The sequence below is a fragment of the Mesorhizobium sp. M0778 genome (genome assembly GCF_040320105.1).
In the GTDB taxonomy this organism is placed as follows: Bacteria; Pseudomonadota; Alphaproteobacteria; order Rhizobiales; family Rhizobiaceae; genus Mesorhizobium.
Genome location: NZ_JAMYPA010000002.1, coordinates 267,953 through 286,806 on the forward strand (window position 1 = coordinate 267,953; position 18,854 = coordinate 286,806).

The window sequence follows — 18,854 nt, forward strand, 5'->3', positions numbered from 1 at the left end:
CATCGAGGTGTGCAATGGCGCTCGTGTCTGCGGTCTTCCGAGCAAGGCTGATCTCGTTTCATGTTGGTCCGCTTCATGCAGCCTGCCTTCAACATCGCGCGGGCGGTGGTGTCGATGTCGACATAACAGCCGGCGTCAGCCATCGGAAAATGCGAAATTTTTCAGGAGTGTGAAGGTCAAATTAAACATTGAACGCTAATATTCCTCATCGGGTCGACCCGAGAACCTGAAATGGCAATTGAGGAATCGCCTATTGGCTTTTTTCCGCGCTAGGTTCGGCGGCATTAAGGAGGCCGTCTTTTCGTCGGCAAATATTCCGGCGGCGATCGCGTTTGTCGTCATCCTTATCAGCGCAGCGTTCGCGGAGCACCAGAACAAGATCGTCTCGGACCAGGCCGTCCGTGCGGACGTGCTGACCAAGGTCAACCTCATCCGCGCCAAGCTCGAAGGCAATATCAACGGAAACCTTCAACTCGTGCATGGACTGGTCGCTGCGGTCGTAACCGAGCCCTATATGGGACAGCAACGCTTCGCTTCGCTGGCGAGTAATCTGTTTGGCGCGAACTCGCAATTGAACAATATTGCCGGCGCGCCCGATCTGGTCGTTTCCCTGATGTACCCGATGGAGGGTAACGAGCAGGCGATGGGCCTCGATTACCGCAAGAACGAGCGGCAGCGTGCGGCTGCGCTAAGGGCGCGAGACGAACGCAAGCTGGTGCTTGCCGGTCCCGTCGATCTGAAGCAGGGAGGACAAGGCTTTATCGGTCGCTTTCCGGTTTTCGTGCGGAGCGCGGGCAATACGGAAAGGTTCTGGGGCATCATTTCCGCCGTTGTCGACGTGCAGCGTCTCTATCGGGCGAGCGGGCTGCTTGACGACGATCTCGGGATTGACATAGCGCTGATCGGCAGGGACGCTCTCGGCCAAAATGGAGACCAATTCTACGGCAATGAGCGGATCGGCAAAAGCGATCCGGTGACGGCCGACGTTTTGCTCCCGTCCGGTTCGTGGCAGATCGCGGCCATTCCCAAAAATGGCTGGCCTTCGACGCCAAGTAACGCATGGTTGTTGCGCGCGATCATGGCGACGGCCGGGGCCTTGGTTGTGTTCCCCTTCCTGGTCACAGGTCGCCTGATCGGCGAAAGACAGCGCAATTATGCGGAATTGCGTCGATTGTCACGACGCCTGGAACTCGCTCTGGAAGCCTCGGCTATTGGGGTTTGGGAACACGATCTCGCGACCAACGAGCTTACGTGGGATGATCGCGTAAATGAAATATATGGCAAATCAACCGGGGAGCACCGGGGCTACATAGACTGGGCGGGTGCAATCCACCCAGATGATTTGGCTACCGCCAACGCAGATTTCGACAGCGCGGTGGCCAGCGGACGACCCTATTTGTCGGAGTACCGGATTGTGCGTCCGGATGGCGAGGTCCGTCATGTCCGGTCCAAGGCGATCGTTTACCGGGTCGCAAACAACACTCCAAAAATGATAGGCGCGGAATGGGACGTTACAGCCGATGTCCTGCTGAACCAGGATCTGGTTCGAGCAAAACAGCTGTCCGAGTCGAAAAATGCAGAACTCGAGTCGGCCAAAGCGCGCATAGAGCACATCGCGCTTCATGACTCGTTGACCGGCTTGCCCAACCGGCGTTACCTCGACCAGGTACTGGAAGATTACGCGGCAAACGCCAGGCGCTCAGGCGGGCATGCGGCACTGCTTCACATCGATCTGGATCGGTTCAAGCACATCAATGATACGCTGGGCCACGCCGCCGGTGACGCAATGTTGGTTCACGCGTCAACAGTCCTCAGATCGAAGGTCGGCGACGAGGGATTCGTCGCCCGCATCGGGGGAGACGAATTCATCGTTCTGTGCGTGGTGCGCGACGATACCAAGCAACTGGCGCTGCTCGCTGACCGCGTCATCAGCCAGATGCGCGAACCGGTCTACTACCAGGGCCATCGATGCCGTTTTGGTGTCAGCGTGGGAATCGCAGTCGACAACGGAAAAAATATCGAAGCCAAACACCTGCTGGTAAACGCCGATATCGCGCTTTACCGAGCAAAGAGGCGTGGGCGCAATCGATACGAATTCTTCACCGACGCGATGCAAAGCGAAATCGTCGATACAAAGCGGATTGCCGACGAAATTCTCGGCGGCCTTGAGCGCAACGAGTTCATCCCCTTCTACCAGCCCCAATTTGACGCAAAGACGCTCGAAATCGTGGGGGTTGAGGCGCTGGCGAGGTGGAGACATCCAGAAAAGGGTATTTTGGCGCCCGATGTCTTCCTGAGAATTGCGGAAGAACTGAATGTGGTCTCGATCATCGACCAAGCCATATTGAAGCAGTCGCTTTTGGACTTCAAAGAATGGTCCGCTGCGGGACTCCACATTCCGCGGGTATCGGTCAATGTTTCGGCGCGACGCCTTCAAGATGAGGAGCTCATCAAGAGCTTGCGAGAACAAAATATCGAAAAAGGGACAGTTTCATTCGAGCTTGTTGAGTCAATTTTCCTGGACGAGAACGACGACCTTGTCACCTGGAATATCGAGCAGATAAAAGAACTCGGGATTGACATCGAAATAGACGATTTTGGTACTGGTTACGCTTCGATAGTCAGTTTGCTCAAGTTGCAGCCTCGCCGGCTAAAGATAGATCGGCAGCTGGTCACCCCAATCGTCAAATCGCCGCAAAGAAGGCAGGTTGTCTCGTCAATCATTGACATCGGCAAGTCCTTGGGTATCGAGGTCGTGGCGGAAGGTGTCGAGACGATGCAGCACGCACGGATACTCAAAGGCCTGGGCTGCGACATGTTGCAGGGTTATGCCTTCGGCTACGCGCTCGATTCCGACGGACTAAAGGCCTTTGTTCGATCCCGGCGGCTGCGCACAGCCAGCTGAGCGCCAGTCCCCGCATTTACCGGCGCGATCGGCGTTGAGCGTCGCATCAATATGCGCGTGGCAGGCCAGGCCGGTAACAATAAGCCTCAAATAAGCAGCAGGCCCTTCATGCTGGAGTGGCCTTTCCTGCCGATGATGATGTGATCGTGAACGGCAATGCCAAGCGGTTTGGCCGTCTCGATGATCAGCTTGGTCATCTCGATGTCGGCGCGCGACGGCGTCGGATCGCCCGATGGATGATTGTGAGCCAGAATAATCGCCGTCGCCGAGAGCTCCAAGGCGCGCCTGACCACCTCGCGCGGATAGACCGGCGTGTGGTCAACGGTGCCGACCTGCTGCACCTCGTCGGCGATCAGTGCGTTCTTCTTGTCGAGGAACAGGATGCGGAACTGCTCCCGCTCCTCGAAGGCCATGACCGACCGGCAGTATTCGAGAACCTGCGTCCAGGTTGACAAAAGCTCGCGGCCGGCGATCTCGCCGCGCGCCATGCGCTGCGCCGTTGCAGCAACCACCTTCAGGTCGAGCGCCACCGCCGGGCCGATGCCCTTCACCTCCTGCAGGCGCTCGACGGGCGCGCCGAGGACCTCGGCCAATGTACCGAAGCGTGCCAGCAATGCCTTGGCGACCGGCTTGGTGTCGGCGCGCGGGATCAGCCGAAACAATAGAAGCTCGAGCAGTTCGTAGTCGGGGAGGGTGTTGGGGCCGGCAGCAAAGCGTTCGCGCAGGCGGTCGCGATGGCCGAGATAATGCGGCTTGTCGGCGGCCACCGCCTTTGCGGGCGATCGCACCGGCCTTTCGGGAAAGAAGGCCCGCTCGTCGTCGTCACCGTTCATGGCTGCCCCACCCAGCATTTGCCGGGCAAGGTAACGCCCGATCTGCCAGACACTAGGCCCGCAGGCCGGGGCGGTCGAGGTTTTTTGGCGATAGCGTGAAGATCTCGCAGCCGGTTTCGGTGACGCCGATCGTGTGCTCGTACTGCGCCGACAGCGAACGATCGCGCGTCACCGCGGTCCAGCCGTCCGACAGCACTTTCACATGCGGCCGGCCGAGATTGATCATCGGCTCGACGGTGAAGATCATGCCCGGCCGCATCTCGACGCCTTCGCTGGCGCTGCCGTAATGCAGGATATTCGGCGCGTCGTGAAACAGCCGGCCGACCCCATGGCCGCAGAAATCGCGCACCACCGAGCAACGCTCGGCTTCGGCGTAGGTCTGGATGGCGGCGCCGATGGCGCCGGTGCGGGCGCCCGGCTTGATTGCCGCGATGCCGCGCATCAGGCACTCATACGTGACTTCGAGCAGCCGCTCCGCGGCACGCTTGATCGTGCCCACTGGATACATGCGCGAGGAGTCGCCATGCCAGCCGTCGAGGATATAGGTGACGTCGATGTTGACGATGTCGCCGTCCTTCAACGGCTTGTTATCGGGTATGCCGTGACAGACGACGTGGTTGATCGAGGTGCAGGATGATTTCGTGTAGCCGCGGTAGTTGAGCGTCGCCGGAAGCGCGCCATGGTCCATGCCAAATTCGAAAACGAAACGATCGATCGCCTCAGTGGTGACGCCGGGCGCCACCATCGGCACCAGTTCGTCGAGGCAACGCGCGGTGAGATCGCAAGCCTTGCGCATGCCGATAAAGCCTTCCTCGTCGTAAAGACGGATCTGGCCGGTGTTTCTGAGCGGTGCCGTGGCGGCGTCGAGATAGGTGACCATTTTTATCCGTCTTGCAGGGATGCGAGGCCTGGCTGAGCCCCGCGAGAGAAATTCCCCCAGATTTGGCACTGGAAAGCGCAAGGTTCAAGGACGAACTGCCTACGGAGGCCGAAGACCGGCGATATTCACGCCCAGGGGCATTCTCCTTGCCTGCAGCGGCCCGTGCTTCCGCCGGGTTCATTTGGCTACCGCAGTGACGACACATTTCCAGGCGAGAAGTCGGCCCAAGCATTAGCCGTCACGGCAACTTTTTGCGACGAACGGCGTTGCGGCGGGGGCGTCGGTTCGGGAGAGATCGAATGGACAGACTGCAATTCGAGGTGCCGGTGCGGATCGCGCCTGTGCCCGGCCAGCCGGTCGAGGAAATCTACAGTGTCGAGCAGGCGCTCGATTTCCTGCAAACGTGGCCGGTCCGCCGGAAGGGGCCAACCTACCAGGCCGCGTTCAACGCCTGTTTCGGCGCCACGGTGGACATCGTCGAGACCGAAGACGCATGGCGGGCCTTCATGGCCTTTTGCCGGGTGAGCGGCCTGCTGGCCAGGGACATGATGGTTCCGCGCAAGCGCGGCGGCGAGGCGAGGGGACTGCGGGCGTAGGGAGCCGTCGACATAATCTTCAATTTGTCTGGCAGCCTTTGCCGACATCCTCATCAGAGTGGTGGTCCGGCAAGGTTACGCAGCGCGTTAGCGATGGCATGTGCTAAGTACTTGAGGTCTCTGGTACGCCCAAGGGGAATCGAACCCCTGTTACCGCCGTGAAAGGGCGGTGTCCTGACCGCTAGACGATGGGCGCGCTCAGATGTGAGCGCTTATAGTTGCGTCGCGACAAACCGGCAACCCGTCTGCTGCCGGCTGCGACAACTTTTTTCCTTTGGCTCCAAACCGCGTCTTTCCGACAGCCAAGCTGGTTTTTGCGGCATGATGCAACGCCGCCGAAGGGCCTTCAGTGGCGGAAGAACCTCGCCCTAGCCGCGCCTGCGGCAGCGCCAGTTCCAGTCGCGCTCCGGTCCGACATCGACGTGGACGGATTCGGTGTGGCAGTAGGTGCCGACGCCGCCGCGGCCCGGCATGGTGCGGATATAGCTCGCCAGTTCCCATTTTGAGACGCCGGGAACCTGGATGTCGGCGGCGGCGCAGTACATGTGCAGCGAGTTCTTGGCACCGTTGGCGCGACGGTTGCGGGCCGGATCGCGATAGCCGGAGGTAACCGTCATCTTGCGGCCGTAGTGGCCTTCGATCGTCTTCAGCACGCGAACCAGCGACGGCTTCAAGCAGGCGACATCGACGCTTTCGTTCTGTTTCAGGAGACCGTTGGGTGCCAGCCGGGCGAGGCCGGCGGCGGAGGCGACCTGGTAGGCGCCACCCGAACCTTCGTCCTCGTTGAGGTCGACGTCGCTCTCATCGTCGAGGCCGGATTTGCGCTTGATCTCGAACAGTGCCGTCTGGCGCACGCCGGGCAGCGCATCGGCCGTGAAGTGGCTAGTATCGCCGGCCGATGCCAACTGCACCGGCTTTTCAGCCGGGTTGGCCGAGGCCAGGGTGACGGTGGGCTTTGCCGCGGGCGTCGCCTTGGCCTGCAAGACCGCTGGCTGCCCGCCCGATCTGCTGTTGGCCGGCGATGCCGCCGAAGCAGGCGTAGCGCTGAACAGCGAGGCCAGGAAGTTTTTCTTCGGTGCATAGGCCTGTGGCTGCGGCATCTCGGCGGCGGTCACATAGACCGGGTTGTTCATCGCCGGCGCGGCGGCCTTGGAATCGGGCTTCGATGCGCCGGCATCGGCGGCGGCACTGTTCTGCGCAACAGCGTTGGCCTGTTCAGCCGCCTCGGCGTTTGGTTGCAGCGCTTGCGGCGAATGTCCCGCGATCGTCTCGGCCGACGTGGGAACGGCGATCGGGAAGCCGGCATCGGACTTGGCCCCTGGCTTAGCCATTGGCACATAGGCGACCTGCTCGGGAAGGTTGGCGTCGCCCTCTGCATTCATCGTCATTTGTGCGGTTGTCATCTGCGACGATGAGGCGGCCGTGCTGGCCTGGGGCGCACCGGCGGCCGTGCTGATTTCGGTGGCCGAGGCATTATAGCCTGGCATGCCGACCGACATGGTCGGGTCGCCGGCAGAGGTGCAGGACGCCAGAAGCACCGAGAAAAGCGCCGCCACAATGGCGCGGCTTTCTCCCTTCGCGAGGCGCGATCCTGCTGATCTCAAAACAAAATTCCCCCTCGATATCCGACCGGTTCGTCATTGGCGCGGCGTCGAAACGTCTCGTCGAATGACCCTTGTTCCCCGAACCGGAAACGAGACCTGTGTCAAATCTGCAAGCCTCAAAGTAATTTGGCGGCTAGAGGATGAATCAAGGCTGCTCAGGGTTGACGACACCATTTCGCCCGCTTTTGGCGGCGCGTCAACTCACCACACATTACAGATGGTTACACACGCACCTTGACATAGGTGCCGGGGGCTTCGCCTAGAACTTGCATATGCTCGCCCGGTTTGCGGGCCAGTACGCGGGTATTGTCCCTGGCTTCGATCCAGCGCTGCCAGTGCGGCCACCAGGAGCCGGGATGGTCAGTGGCCCCGGCGAACCACTGGTCGAAGTCGCCAGCCGGCTTGCCGCCGGTCCAGTAGTGGTATTTCTGCGCCGCCGGCGGATTGACGACGCCGGCGATGTGGCCGGAGCCGGCCACGACGTAGTCGACCTTGCCGCCGAAATATTTCGAGCCGAGGAACACCGACAGCGCCGGCGCGATGTGATCCTCCTTCGAGGCGAGGTTGTAGACCGGGATGGTGACGTCCTTCAGCGAAACCGTGCGGCCCGCCAACTCCATCATGCCTTGCGAAAGCCTGTTCTCAAGATAGCAATTGCGCAAATAGAAGGAATGGTTGGCAGCGCCCATGCGGGTCGAATCGGCGTTCCAGTAGAGCAGGTCGAAGGGCAGGGGATCCTTGCCGCGCATGTAATTGTTGACGACATAGGGCCAGATCAGGTCGCCCGAGCGCAGCATGTTGAAGGCGGTCGCCATCCTCGTGCCGTCGAGATAGCCTTTTTCGCTCATTGCCTTTTCAACGGCCGCGACTTGCTCCTCATCGACGAACACTTTCAAGTCGCCGGCATAGGTGAAATCGACCTGCGTGGTGAAGAAGGTCGCCGATTTGATGCGGTGGTCGCCTTCCTGCGCCATCAAGGCCAGCGCTGCCGCCAACAGCGTGCCGCCGACGCAATAGCCGATGGCATTGACGTCCTTTTCGCCGGTGGCCTTTTCAATCGTGTCGAGGCCGTATTGCAGGCCCTCCCTGATATAGGCCTCCCAGCTCTTGGTGCCGTGCCGCTCGTCCGGATTGATCCAGGAGATGACGAAGACCGTGTGGCCTTGCTCGACCGCCCAGCGGATGAAGGATTTTTGCGGGTTGAGGTCGAGGATGTAGTATTTGTTGATCCATGGCGGGCAGATCAGCAGCGGCCGCTTGAGCACGGTGTCGGTCGCCGGCTCGTATTGCAGGATTTCAGCGACGTCGCTGCGGCCGACCACCTTGCCGGGGGTGGTGGCGAGATTCTTGCCGATCTCGAAGGGTGAGTAATCGGCCTGCCGCAGCTTCAGGTCGCCCTTGCCTGCGGCAATGTCCTCGGCCAGCATCTTCATGCCGCGCACCAGATTTTCGCCGTTCGAGGCGACGGTCTCGCGAAACAATTCCGGATTGGTCAGGATGAAATTCGACGGCGAGATGGCGTTGGACACCTGCCTGACATAAAAGCTGGCCTTGTGGCGGGTGTGCTCGTCCAGACCGTCGGCGTGCTCGACCAGTTCGGCCGCCCAGCGCGAGGTGACGAGATAGGCTTGTTTGAGGAAATCGAAAAAGGCGTTGCGGCCCCATTCCGGGTCCTGGAAACGCTTGTCGCCGCGCTCGGGCTTGACCGCATCCTCGGTCTCCTCGGCACCGGCGCCGATGCGCTGAACGGCATTGGCCCAGACGGCCATATAGCCGGAAAACAATCGTGTCTGTGCCTCCAGCGCGCGCTGCGGGTCGGAGAGCCAGTATTCGGTGAGTTTGGAGAACGTCTTCACCATGTCGACGACCGGCTCGGCGACATGATCGCGCACCTCGCCCTTTTCCCGCGGCTCGGCCCATGCCGAGGCGGCCTTGCCGGCCTGCTCGATCATGCGGGCCATGTTCAGAGCGAAGCGTTCCGGGTCCTTAACCAGATATTGCTCGACGGTCGAAGGTTGGTCATCTTCCGCTTTGCCCGAATCGGGTGTTTTGGACATGGTTCGCGGGGTTCCTCCCGAAGCGTTTTGTTGACATATTACCATGGGATATCGGACAGGGTCCAACGTGCTCTAACCCGGCCGCCAGGAAAACAATATGACGATTAATATTGGCACGAACGTTTTTTCCGGCACTGGTCGTTTTTGCCGCATGGCGCTCGTCCTGCTGGCGATGGCCGGTTGCACGAGCAGCAACATAGAAGGTGCAGCGCCCGCCACCGGCCTTGTCGGGGCGAAGGACACCGGTTCCTACCCGAACCTGAACATCCCGCCGCAGGTGGCGGCCGAGCAATTCACCGACGAGGAAAAGAACGCCAAGCTCGCCCAGCTGAAGGCCGAGGAGCAGGGCCAGGCCGCGAAGGGCGGCGGCGTCAAGGTCGCGGACCAGGCTGCGCTGGACCAGCTGGCAAAAAAACACGGCGCCGAGGCGCTGAAGCAGATCGAAGGCAAATGCGACCCCGCTCTCGACCCTAATTGCAAATAAGCTTATACGCGCGACCGCAACCTCACTGTCTGGAACTGCCATGGAAGAATTTCACAAGGTCCGCCGGCTTCCGCCCTATGTCTTCGAACAGGTCAACCGGCTGAAGGCCAGTGCCCGCTCGCGTGGCGCCGACATCATCGACCTTGGCATGGGCAATCCGGACCTGCCGACGCCCAAGGCCATCGTCGACAAACTCTGCGAGGTAGTGCGTGATCCGCGCACGCACCGCTATTCGTCGTCGCGCGGCATTCCGGGCCTGCGCCGTGCCCAAGCCAATTATTATGCCCGCCGTTTCGGCGTGAAGCTCGACCCGGACAGCCAGGTGGTGGCGACGCTCGGCTCGAAGGAGGGTTTTGCCAATATGGCGCAGGCGATCACCGCCCCCGGCGATGTGATCCTGTGCCCCAATCCGACCTATCCGATCCACGCCTTCGGCTTCATCATGTCGGGCGGCGTCATCCGCTCGCTGCAGGCCGAACCGGACGACGGTTTCATCCCGGCACTGGAGCGCGGCATCCGCCATTCGATCCCGAAGCCGCTGGCGCTGATTCTCAATTATCCGTCCAACCCGACGGCACTGGTCGCCTCGCTCGATTTCTACAAGGAGGTGGTGGCTTTCGCCCGGAAGAACGACATCATCATCCTGTCGGACCTTGCCTATTCCGAGATCTATTTCGACGGCAATCCGCCGCCTTCGGTGCTGCAGGTGCCGGGCGCCATCGACGTCGCAGTCGAGTTCACCTCGATGTCGAAGACCTTTTCGATGCCGGGCTGGCGCATGGGTTTTGCCGTCGGCAATGAAAGGCTGATCTCGGCGCTGACGCGGGTGAAATCCTATCTCGACTACGGCGCCTTCACGCCGATCCAGGTGGCGGCCGCGCATGCACTCAACGGCGACGGAGCCGATATCGCCGAAGTGCGCGACGTCTACCGCAAACGCCGCGATGTCATGGTCGACGCCTTCAGCCGTGCCGGCTGGACCATTCCCGCACCGGCGGCGTCGATGTTCGCCTGGGCGCCGATCCCGGAGCCGTTCAAGCACCTCGGCTCGCTCGAATTCTCCAAGCTCCTGATCGAGCACGCCGACGTCGCGGTGGCGCCGGGCGTCGGCTTCGGCGAGCATGGCGACGATCACGTGCGCATCGCGCTGGTCGAAAACGAGCACCGGATCCGTCAGGCAGCGCGCAACATCAAGCGCTTCCTCGCATCCAGCGCCAAGCAGCCGAATAACGTCGTACCGCTCGCCGCGCATCGCTGAGTTTTCTACACATCAATCGACCGAATGGGGCGTCGCCGGACATGGCTGAAGCGTTGCGTGTTGGAATTGCCGGCCTCGGCACCGTCGGTGCGTCGGTGGCTCGCGTGCTGCGCGACAAAGCGGCGGAACTGACGCGGCAGTGCGGCCGCGAGATCGTCGTGTCAGCGGTCTCGGCCCGCGATCCCAAACGCGACCGCGGCGTTGATTTTGGCACAGCACTGTGGTTCGACGACGCCGTCAAGATGGCCCAGACCGCCGAGATCGATGTATTCGTCGAACTGATCGGCGGCGACGAGGGCGCGGCACGATCCTCGGTGAAGGCGGCGCTCGAGGCCGGCCGCCATGTCGTCACCGCCAACAAGGCACTGCTTGCCAAGCACGGCGTGTCACTGGCCGAGATCGCGGAAAAGAGGGGCGTGCTGCTCAACTACGAAGCGGCGGTGGCCGGCGGCATTCCGGTCATCAAGACGATGCGCGAGGCGATGGCCGGCAATTCGGTGACCCGCGTCTTCGGCATCCTCAACGGCACCTGCAATTATATTTTGACGCGCATGGAAGCCGAGGGCCTGTCCTTTGATGCCTGCCTGAAGGACGCCCAGCGGCTGGGCTATGCCGAAGCCGACCCGACCTTCGACATCGAGGGCCACGACACCGCGCACAAGCTGTCGATCCTGACCAGCCTTGCCTTCGGCACGAGGATTGCGGCCAATGACATCTACATGGAGGGCATCTCCAACATCAGCCAGGCCGATATCCGCGCGGCCGGCGATCTCGGCTACCGGATCAAGCTGCTTGGCGTCGCCCAACGCACCGAAAGCGGTATCGAGCAGCGCGTTCACCCGACCATGGTGCCGACGGCCTCGGTCATCGCGCAGGTGCACGGTGTCACCAATGCGGTCGCGATCGAAACCGACATCCTCGGCGAATTGCTGCTTTCCGGCCCCGGTGCCGGCGGCAACGCCACCGCTTCGGCGGTGATCGGCGACATTGCCGACATTGCCAAGAGCCGGCCTGGCTTCCAGCATGGCCCGGTCTTCGGCCGGCCGGCGAAGGAATTGAAGCCCTACAAAAAGGCGCAGATGCGCAGCCATGCCGGCGGTTATTTCATCCGGCTGACCGTGCACGACCGCCTCGGCGTTTTCGCCGCGATCGCCAAACGCATGGCCGACAACGACATTTCGCTGGAATCGATCGTGCAACATGCCGCAGGGCCGGAAACCGAGGCACAGAAGACAGTCATCCTGGTCACCCACGAGACGACCGAGGCGGCGGTGCGCAAGGCCGTCGACGGCATCACCAGGGACAGCCTTCTGACCGACAAGCCGCAAGTCATCCGCATCGAGCGGGCCGGATAGCAGTCTCAAGTTTTGCCTTTAATCGATTGATATTGCTGCGCTTTCAAAAAGGTCCAGCGCAGGTCTTGCTGTTGTCACGAGGCTTTGACACAAGAAGCGCGTCTCTGGCGGGAGGCTAATGCATGTCGCCCAAAAGTGTGCGGCGGTTTTGGGACAACGACATGCATAGAAACAAAGTGCCAACGAGGATTATCCATCGATGAATGTGGCCCAGAACATTGTCGCCGGCCTCGACCGGATACTGACCATGGAATTGGTGCGCGTCACCGAACGCGCCGCGGTCGCGGCCGCCAGATTGCGCGGACGCGGCGACGAGAAAGCCGCCGATCAGGTCGCGGTCGACGCCATGCGCCAGGAGCTTAATCGTCTCGCCATCAACGGCACGGTGGTGATCGGCGAGGGCGAGCGCGACGAGGCGCCGATGCTCTATATCGGCGAGGAGGTCGGTACAGGCAAAGGCCCGGCTGTCGACATCGCGCTCGATCCGCTCGAAGGCACGACGATCTGCGCCAAGAACCTGCCCAATGCGTTGGCCGTCATCGCCATTGCCGAAAAAGGCAGCCTTCTGTTCGCGCCGGACGTCTATATGGACAAGATCGCGATCGGCCCGGGCTATGCCGACGGCATCATCGACATCGATGCCTCGCCGGCCGAAAACATCGCCAGCCTGGCCAGGGCCAAGGGCGTGCCGGTGGCGGAGATCACCGCCTGCATCCTCGACCGGCCGCGCCATGGCGCGTTGATCGAAGCCGTGCGGGCGACAGGCGCCGCGATCCGGCTGATCGGCGACGGTGATGTCGCCGGCGTCATCCACACCACCGACCCGGACGAAACCGGCATCGACATCTATCTCGGCACCGGCGGTGCGCCGGAGGGCGTGCTGGCGGCGGCGGCCTTGCGCTGCACCGGCGGCCAGATGCAGGGCAGGCTGATCCTTGACACGCCGGAAAAGCTGGCGCGCGCGGCGAACATGGGGATCTCCAACCCGAAACGGATCTACCACACGCAAGACATGGCACGCGGCGACGTGCTGTTTGCCGCGACCGGCGTCACCGACGGCAATATGCTGGCCGGCGTCAAGTTCGGCCGCAATTTCATCACCACGCACACGATCGTGCTACGCTCGTTGTCGCGAACCGTGCGCGAAATCAAGGCCAGGCACCAGGATCTGGAAAAGTTTTGATTTCGACTCAGTTAGCCGTTGCATATTGTGCGCAATGACAAATTGCAGACGGCGCGTCACGTGACGGGGGAAAGACGCTTTTTCCTAGATGTCAGGCAGTCGGCCACCGGCGTTTCCTGGGAACACCGACTGACCGAGCGTCAGGACATGGCTGCGCTCGCCATCGCGCAAGGTTATGGCGTGCCCGACATCGTGGCACGCGTGCTGGCCGGGCGCGGCGTCACTGCCGAGCAGACCGAGCGGTTCCTTGATCCGACCATCCGCAACCTGCTGCCCGACCCGGCATCGCTGACCGACATGGACAAGGCGGCCTCTCGCATCGCCCAGGCGGTGACGGCAAGGGAAAAGGTGGCGATCTTTGGCGACTACGATGTCGACGGCGCCGCCTCATCGGCGCTGCTCAAGCGCTTTTTCGCACATTTCTCGGTGCCGTCGGAGATCTACATACCGGACCGCATCTTCGAGGGTTACGGCCCCAATCCGGAAGCGATGCGCGAACTCGTCTCGCGCGGCGCGACGCTGATCGTCACCGTCGATTGCGGCACCAACAGTGCTGCTTCCATCGACGCGGCGAAGGCCGCCGGCGCCGACGTCGTGGTGCTCGATCACCATCAGGTCGGCGGGCCGTTGCCGGCGGCGGCTGCGGTCGTCAATCCTAATCGCGAGGACGATCTTTCCGGGCAAGGCCATCTTTGCGCCGCCGGCGTCGTCTTCCTGTGCCTGGTACAGACGGCGAAGATCCTGCGCAGCCGGCTGCCGGATGCCGCAGCGCCCGACCTGCTTGGCCTGCTCGACCTGGTGGCGCTGGGCACCGTCTGCGACGTGGTGCCGCTCACCGGCATCAACCGGGCCTTCGTGGTCAAGGGGCTACAGGTGGCGCGGCAGCAGAGAAACGAGGGGCTGGCGGCACTGGCGCGGGTCTCGCGTATCGGCGAGCCGATCAGCACGTTCCATCTGGCCTTTCTGATCGGTCCGCGCATCAACGCCGGCGGGCGCATCGGCGACGCAGCACTTGGTAGCCGCCTGCTTGCAACCGACGACCCGGTCGAGGCCCGCACCATCGCCGAGACGCTGGACCGGCTCAACCAGGAGCGGCAGTCGATGGAGCAGGAGATGCTGGCCGCGGCGCGCTCAGAGGCCGACGCCGAGCTTGCCGGCGGCAATGGTCCGGCCATCGTGGTCACAGCCAGCAGCAACTGGCATCCGGGCATTGTCGGCCTGCTTGCCTCGCGGCTGAAGGACCATGCAAGACGGCCGGCTTTTGCCATCGCCTTCAACGCCAATGGCGTCGGTACGGGGTCAGGCCGTTCGGTGTCGGGCTTCGACCTCGGCCGGCTGGTGCGCGAGGCTGCCGATGCCGGGCTGATCGTCAAGGGCGGCGGCCACGGAATGGCGGCCGGCATCACTGTCGAGCGGGCGAAGCTCGGCGAACTCAGGGCTTTCTTCGAAGAACGTGCGGCGGTGGATGTATTCCGGCTGCAAGGCGAGGAGAGCCTGGCGATCGACGGCGCGCTTGCCGCCGAGGGCGCGACGCTTGCGCTGCTCGATGCGCTTGAGAGGGCAGGGCCGTTCGGCGCCGGGCATGTCGCGCCGGTGTTCGCGCTGCCGCGTCACCGGCTTGTCGATGCGCGGGCGGTCGGCACCAACCACATCCGCGCCGACCTGCAGTCGGAAAGCGGCGGCCGCATCCAGGCGATCGCCTTTCGCGCCGTCGATACTGCGCTCGGCGAATTCCTGTTCAAGAACAGGGGCAAGCCGGTGCACGTCGCCGGCTCGCTGTCGGGCAATCACTGGAACGGCAACCGCACGGTGCAATTTCGTATCGTCGACGCGGCGCTTGCCTGAGAGCTCGCTGACCGCTCGGCCTAAGCGAGGACGGTCTGCAGTCGGGTCAGTTCGCCGATTTGTGCCATCGTTGCCTGGTAGCCGATACGGATCGCTTCGTCGGCGCGGTGGAATTCGGTCAGGCCGATATGGCTGAGCTTCGGCTGCAGCGACATGTCCGGCGGGTCGCCGGCCAGCCTGGCGCGCGAAATGCGGTCCTGGATGATGTTGAAGGCTTCGACCATGACGCCGGTGATGCCGAGCCGCGTCTCGCGCGACTGACGTTCGGGATCGGCGTGGCCACCCCTTGGCGCGTCTCTCTCGACGATCAGCTCGCCTGCGCTGTGCTTGATCACTGCGGCGCGGCCGAACAGATCGTAGTGAAGGTTCACCGCAACCACGAGCGGCTGCTCGTAGGCACGGCAGACCGAGACCGGCACCGGATTGACCAGTGCGCCGTCGACCAGCACGCGCCCGTTGCAGGCGACCGGCTCGAACACGCCGGGCAGCGCGTAGGAGGCGCGCATGGCGGTACTCAACGAGCCGCTCGACAGCCAGATTTCATGGCCGGTGCGGATTTCGGCAGCGACGCAGACGAACGGTTTTGGCAGGTCCTCGAAGCGGATGCCGGCTATGTGCTCGCGCAGCCGTGCGTCGAGCTTCATGCCACCGAACAGGCCGCTGCCGCGTAGATTGAGGTCGAGAAGGCCAAAAATGCGCCGCCTGGTCAGGCTGCGCGCGAATTCTTCCAGCTCGTCAAGTTTGCCGGCAACATAGCAGCCGCCGACCAGCGCGCCGATCGAGGTGCCGGCGATCATCGACACTTCGATGCCGGCTTCGTCAAGCGCGCGCAAAACGCCGATATGCGCCCAGCCGCGCGCGCAGCCGCCGCCCAATGCCAGCGAGATCCCTGTTTTACCTGGAGATTTGGTTTCGGATGCGCCTGCGGCCGAGGAGAGGCCATTGGCCTCCCGAACGTCAGGTCTGTTGCGCAATGACGCCCAGTCGAGCATCACAATCTCCCTTGTCCCACGGTCATCCTACAGGCGGGCCGTATCGAAATCATGAATATACGTGGCTGAAGTGCTGCGAATGGTTCATACTGATGGTGTTTTGGGCTTTCGATACGTTTTTTCCGCATCGAACAGCGGCTTGCTGTCGTCGCTGGCAAGCGTCCCTTTGCCATCGCTCAGCCCCACCGTCCGATAAAAGCATGAACGTCGGCCGGTGTGACAAGTTGCTTCGTGACCCAGCACTTTGACGCGCAACCATATCGCGTCCTGGTCACAATCCGTGAGCATCTCGACGACCTGCTGGACATTGCCCGAGGTTTCGCCCTTCTTCCACAGCGCGTCGCGCGAACGCGACCAGTAGTGCGCGATACCGGTCTCGAGTGTCAGCGCCAGCGCCTCGGCATTCATGTGCGCGACCATCAGCAGCATGCCGTCTTCGGCATCGGTGACGACGACAGTGACGAGGCCGCCGGCATCGAAGCGCGGTGAAAGGACGATCCCTTCCTCGAGTACCTTCTTGTCAGATGGAGCTTTCGGAAATTCCAATGCCGACATTCGCCGGTCCCTATTTAGCGAAGGCGGCGTGGGTCTGATCAGTTCCGCCGCCGCGCACCATGGTGACGAAGCGGACCTGCTCTTCAGGTGTATCCTCGAAGACGCCGGTGAAGGTCGAGGTCAGCGTGGTGGAGCCCTGTTTGCGGATGCCGCGCATGGCCATGCACATATGCTCGGCCTCGAGCATGACGGCGACGCCGCGCGGATTGAGCACGTCCTGGATGACGCCGGCAATCTGCGCAGTCATCGCTTCCTGGGTCTGCAGGCGGTGGGCAAAGATGTCGACGACGCGCGCGATCTTGGACAGGCCGACAACCTTGCCGTCAGGCAGATAGCCGACATGCGCCTTGCCGATGATCGGCACCATGTGATGCTCGCAATGCGAGTGGAACGTGATGTCCTTGACTATGACGAGGTCGTCATAGCCGGCGACTTCCTCGAAGGTGCGGCCAAGCTCCTCGGCCGGGCACATATCGTAGCCGTTGAACATTTCGCGGAACGCCTTGGTGACGCGCTTCGGCGTGTCGATCAGGCCCTCGCGCTCAGGATTGTCGCCGGTCCAGCGCAACAAGGTGCGCACCGCGGCTTCGACTTCGGCCTCACTCGGCCGGTCGGTGACCGGCTTTTCCATATAGGCCGACTGCGGCATGAGTTTCTTGATAACGGCGTCCATAAAGGCGTCTCCCGTAGTTCCTCTCTCAGGAGGAACGAGTTGAACGGACCACGACCTTTCGGGTGTTAGAAACTCGCCCGGTTTCCAGCCCGTAAGTGGCGTGAACAGATTTGGGCAGGACGAGACTTGCGGTCGCCTTGTCGATACCCGACTACGACCATTATATATGTTCGTGCCGAGCGAAAGGAAGACGCCAGAGCGGCAATCGCTGTTCGCTGGGCGGCGACGGATTGGAAAAATATGATCGACGATGTCTACAATGCGAAAATTCTGGGTTTTGCCGGAAATATCGCACGGATCGGTCGGCTCGACCGGCCCGACGCAACCGCACGAGCACATTCCAAGCTGTGCGGCTCGACAGTGACCGTCGATCTGAAGATGGATGACGGCGTCGTCAGCGATTTCGCGCATGACGTGAAGGCCTGTGCGCTTGGCCAGGCGTCGTCTTCGATCATGGCGCAGCATGTCGTCGGCGCCAGCGCGGAAGAACTGCGCAGCGTGCGCGAGACGATGCTAAAAATGCTGAAGGAAAATGGCCCGCCGCCCGAAGGCCGCTTCGCCGACCTGAAATACCTGGAACCGGTGCGCGACTACAAGGCGCGCCACGCCTCGACCATGCTGACCTTCGACGCGGTGGTCGATGCGATCGGCCAGATCGAGAAGAAGCGGGCGGAACAGGCGGCCTAAACCTCGGCAAGAAAACGCCGGCTTTCGGCGAATTCCGCCCGGACCCAGTCGGCAAAAGCCTTGGCAGGCTCGGAAAGGTCATTCAGTCTTCTGGCCACCAGCCAATAGGCGCCGGACGCAACGTCGATGTCGAAAGGCTTGACCAGCGCGCCGGACGCAAGTTCTTCGCCGATCTGCAAAAGATCGCCCAGTGCGACACCATGTCCAAGCAAGGCTGCCTGTTTCGAAAGCGAGGCATCCGCCAGCATCGGTCCACGCGCAGGCACGGCTTCAGGGGTCACGCCGGCCGCTTCGAACCAGCGCGTCCAAGCCTGACGGTTTTCTTCGTGCAGCAATGTATAGCGACCAAGGTCGATCGGTTTTTCCAGAGCTGGCCCGGACGCAAGAAGCGCCGGCGACAGAACCGGTGAATCGACGACCGAGGCAAGCTGTTCGGCTTCGCTGCGTGGCCATGAAGTGGCGTGTGCACTGAAGCGTAGAGCAGGTTCAGGCTGATCGCTGCGGAACTCTATCAACCTCGGGTCGACCTCAAGGGAAACGTCGATATCGGGTCGCAACTGGCGAAATCGGTTGAGCCGCGGCACCAGCCATACGGATGCAAGCGACGGCTCGACGCTGACACGGACCACGGACTGCGTCGGGCCGCCGTCAATTCCGAAAGCAGCCTGTCGATGCCCCCGAAACTTCTGACCAACTGGTCGAGCAGCCGCCGGCCGGTGTCGGTCAATTCGACGCGGCGATGATGGCGGAAGAACAAAGGTTGGCGCAGGAATGTTTCGAGCTCGCGGATCTGGCGGCTGATCGCCGCCTGCGAAACATAAAGCTCCTCGGCCGCACGGCTGAAGCTCAGGTGACGACCGGCTGCTTCGAAGCTTCTAAGAGCCGTCAGGGGGAGGCGTCCGCGCTTCATTCGCATAACTCAGAGTTATCTGACGTCGACGTTATAC

15 protein-coding genes, 1 tRNA gene and 1 pseudogene are annotated in these 18,854 nt (G+C 62.2%); 8 read left to right on the forward strand and 9 right to left on the reverse strand.

Annotated features, from left to right (window positions below; translation table 11 throughout):
* The first annotated feature begins 325 nt into the window (after window positions 1-325).
* Window positions 326-2,905 carry a bifunctional diguanylate cyclase/phosphodiesterase gene (locus tag NKI22_RS05075; protein WP_352482301.1) on the forward strand — a complete coding sequence of 860 codons (2,580 nt, stop codon included), beginning with the start codon at window positions 326-328 and terminating at the stop codon, window positions 2,903-2,905.
* An 86-nt stretch (window positions 2,906-2,991) separates the two neighbouring features.
* Here the strand turns inward: NKI22_RS05075 and radC are convergent, their stop codons facing one another.
* Window positions 2,992-3,738: a RadC family protein gene (gene radC, locus NKI22_RS05080; RefSeq protein WP_023720155.1), complete on the reverse strand. Its 747-nt coding sequence runs from the start codon at window positions 3,736-3,738 to the stop codon at window positions 2,992-2,994.
* A gap of 52 nt (window positions 3,739-3,790) precedes the next feature.
* Window positions 3,791-4,618, reverse strand: coding sequence for a type I methionyl aminopeptidase (gene map / locus NKI22_RS05085; protein ID WP_352495376.1), 828 nt, complete (start codon window positions 4,616-4,618; stop codon window positions 3,791-3,793).
* Window positions 4,619-4,917: 299 nt separating this feature from the next.
* Here map and NKI22_RS05090 point away from each other — a divergent pair, with 299 nt between their 5' ends.
* A complete protein-coding gene (locus tag NKI22_RS05090; RefSeq protein ID WP_023678889.1) occupies window positions 4,918-5,214 on the forward strand; it encodes a DUF982 domain-containing protein in 297 nt (98 codons plus the stop codon).
* A 121-nt stretch (window positions 5,215-5,335) separates the two neighbouring features.
* Here the strand turns inward: NKI22_RS05090 and NKI22_RS05095 are convergent.
* The 3 genes from NKI22_RS05095 to NKI22_RS05105 all read right to left on the reverse strand — a co-directional run bounded on the left by NKI22_RS05095 (window position 5,336) and on the right by NKI22_RS05105 (window position 8,875).
* Window positions 5,336-5,410, reverse strand: a tRNA-Glu gene (locus NKI22_RS05095).
* 172 nt (window positions 5,411-5,582) lie between these two features.
* Complete coding sequence (locus NKI22_RS05100) at window positions 5,583-6,713, reverse strand: YcbK family protein (RefSeq protein ID WP_352958276.1); 1,131 nt, start codon at window positions 6,711-6,713, stop codon at window positions 5,583-5,585.
* 326 nt (window positions 6,714-7,039) lie between these two features.
* On the reverse strand, window positions 7,040-8,875 hold the full coding sequence (locus NKI22_RS05105; protein ID WP_352495375.1) for a PHA/PHB synthase family protein: 1,836 nt from the start codon (window positions 8,873-8,875) through the stop codon (window positions 7,040-7,042).
* Between the two features lie 151 nt (window positions 8,876-9,026).
* Between NKI22_RS05105 and NKI22_RS05110 the strand changes: the two genes are divergently transcribed.
* The 5 genes from NKI22_RS05110 to recJ all read left to right on the forward strand — a co-directional run bounded on the left by NKI22_RS05110 (window position 9,027) and on the right by recJ (window position 15,000).
* On the forward strand, window positions 9,027-9,359 hold the full coding sequence (locus NKI22_RS05110; RefSeq protein WP_352482154.1) for a hypothetical protein: 333 nt from the start codon (window positions 9,027-9,029) through the stop codon (window positions 9,357-9,359).
* A 40-nt stretch (window positions 9,360-9,399) separates the two neighbouring features.
* Entirely contained in the window at window positions 9,400-10,617 is a 1,218-nt protein-coding gene (locus NKI22_RS05115; RefSeq protein ID WP_352466981.1) for an LL-diaminopimelate aminotransferase, read from the forward strand.
* 41 nt (window positions 10,618-10,658) lie between these two features.
* On the forward strand, window positions 10,659-11,972 hold the full coding sequence (locus NKI22_RS05120; protein WP_352482155.1) for a homoserine dehydrogenase: 1,314 nt from the start codon (window positions 10,659-10,661) through the stop codon (window positions 11,970-11,972).
* A 199-nt stretch (window positions 11,973-12,171) separates the two neighbouring features.
* Window positions 12,172-13,155, forward strand: coding sequence for a class II fructose-bisphosphatase (gene glpX, locus NKI22_RS05125; protein WP_352938390.1), 984 nt, complete (start codon window positions 12,172-12,174; stop codon window positions 13,153-13,155).
* Window positions 13,156-13,215: 60 nt separating this feature from the next.
* On the forward strand, window positions 13,216-15,000 hold the full coding sequence (gene recJ, locus NKI22_RS05130; RefSeq protein ID WP_352640613.1) for a single-stranded-DNA-specific exonuclease RecJ: 1,785 nt from the start codon (window positions 13,216-13,218) through the stop codon (window positions 14,998-15,000).
* A 20-nt stretch (window positions 15,001-15,020) separates the two neighbouring features.
* Here the strand turns inward: recJ and NKI22_RS05135 are convergent, their stop codons facing one another.
* From NKI22_RS05135 to folE, 3 genes are all read right to left on the reverse strand, one after another.
* Complete coding sequence (locus tag NKI22_RS05135) at window positions 15,021-15,992, reverse strand: patatin family protein (protein ID WP_352482159.1); 972 nt, start codon at window positions 15,990-15,992, stop codon at window positions 15,021-15,023.
* A gap of 84 nt (window positions 15,993-16,076) precedes the next feature.
* On the reverse strand, window positions 16,077-16,547 hold the full coding sequence (hisI, locus tag NKI22_RS05140) for a phosphoribosyl-AMP cyclohydrolase (RefSeq protein WP_352640615.1): 471 nt from the start codon (window positions 16,545-16,547) through the stop codon (window positions 16,077-16,079).
* Between the two features lie 10 nt (window positions 16,548-16,557).
* Window positions 16,558-17,220 carry a GTP cyclohydrolase I FolE gene (gene folE, locus NKI22_RS05145; RefSeq protein ID WP_352640617.1) on the reverse strand — a complete coding sequence of 221 codons (663 nt, stop codon included), beginning with the start codon at window positions 17,218-17,220 and terminating at the stop codon, window positions 16,558-16,560.
* Between the two features lie 240 nt (window positions 17,221-17,460).
* Here folE and NKI22_RS05150 point away from each other — a divergent pair, with 240 nt between their 5' ends.
* Window positions 17,461-17,907, forward strand: coding sequence for an iron-sulfur cluster assembly scaffold protein (locus NKI22_RS05150; protein ID WP_023720146.1), 447 nt, complete (start codon window positions 17,461-17,463; stop codon window positions 17,905-17,907).
* On the opposite strand, the pseudogene NKI22_RS05155 reads toward NKI22_RS05150, so the two are convergent.
* Window positions 17,904-18,817: pseudogene (locus NKI22_RS05155) on the reverse strand (LysR substrate-binding domain-containing protein). The gene NKI22_RS05150 and the pseudogene NKI22_RS05155 sit on opposite strands and share 4 nt — an antisense overlap.
* Window positions 18,818-18,854 lie beyond the last annotated feature (37 nt).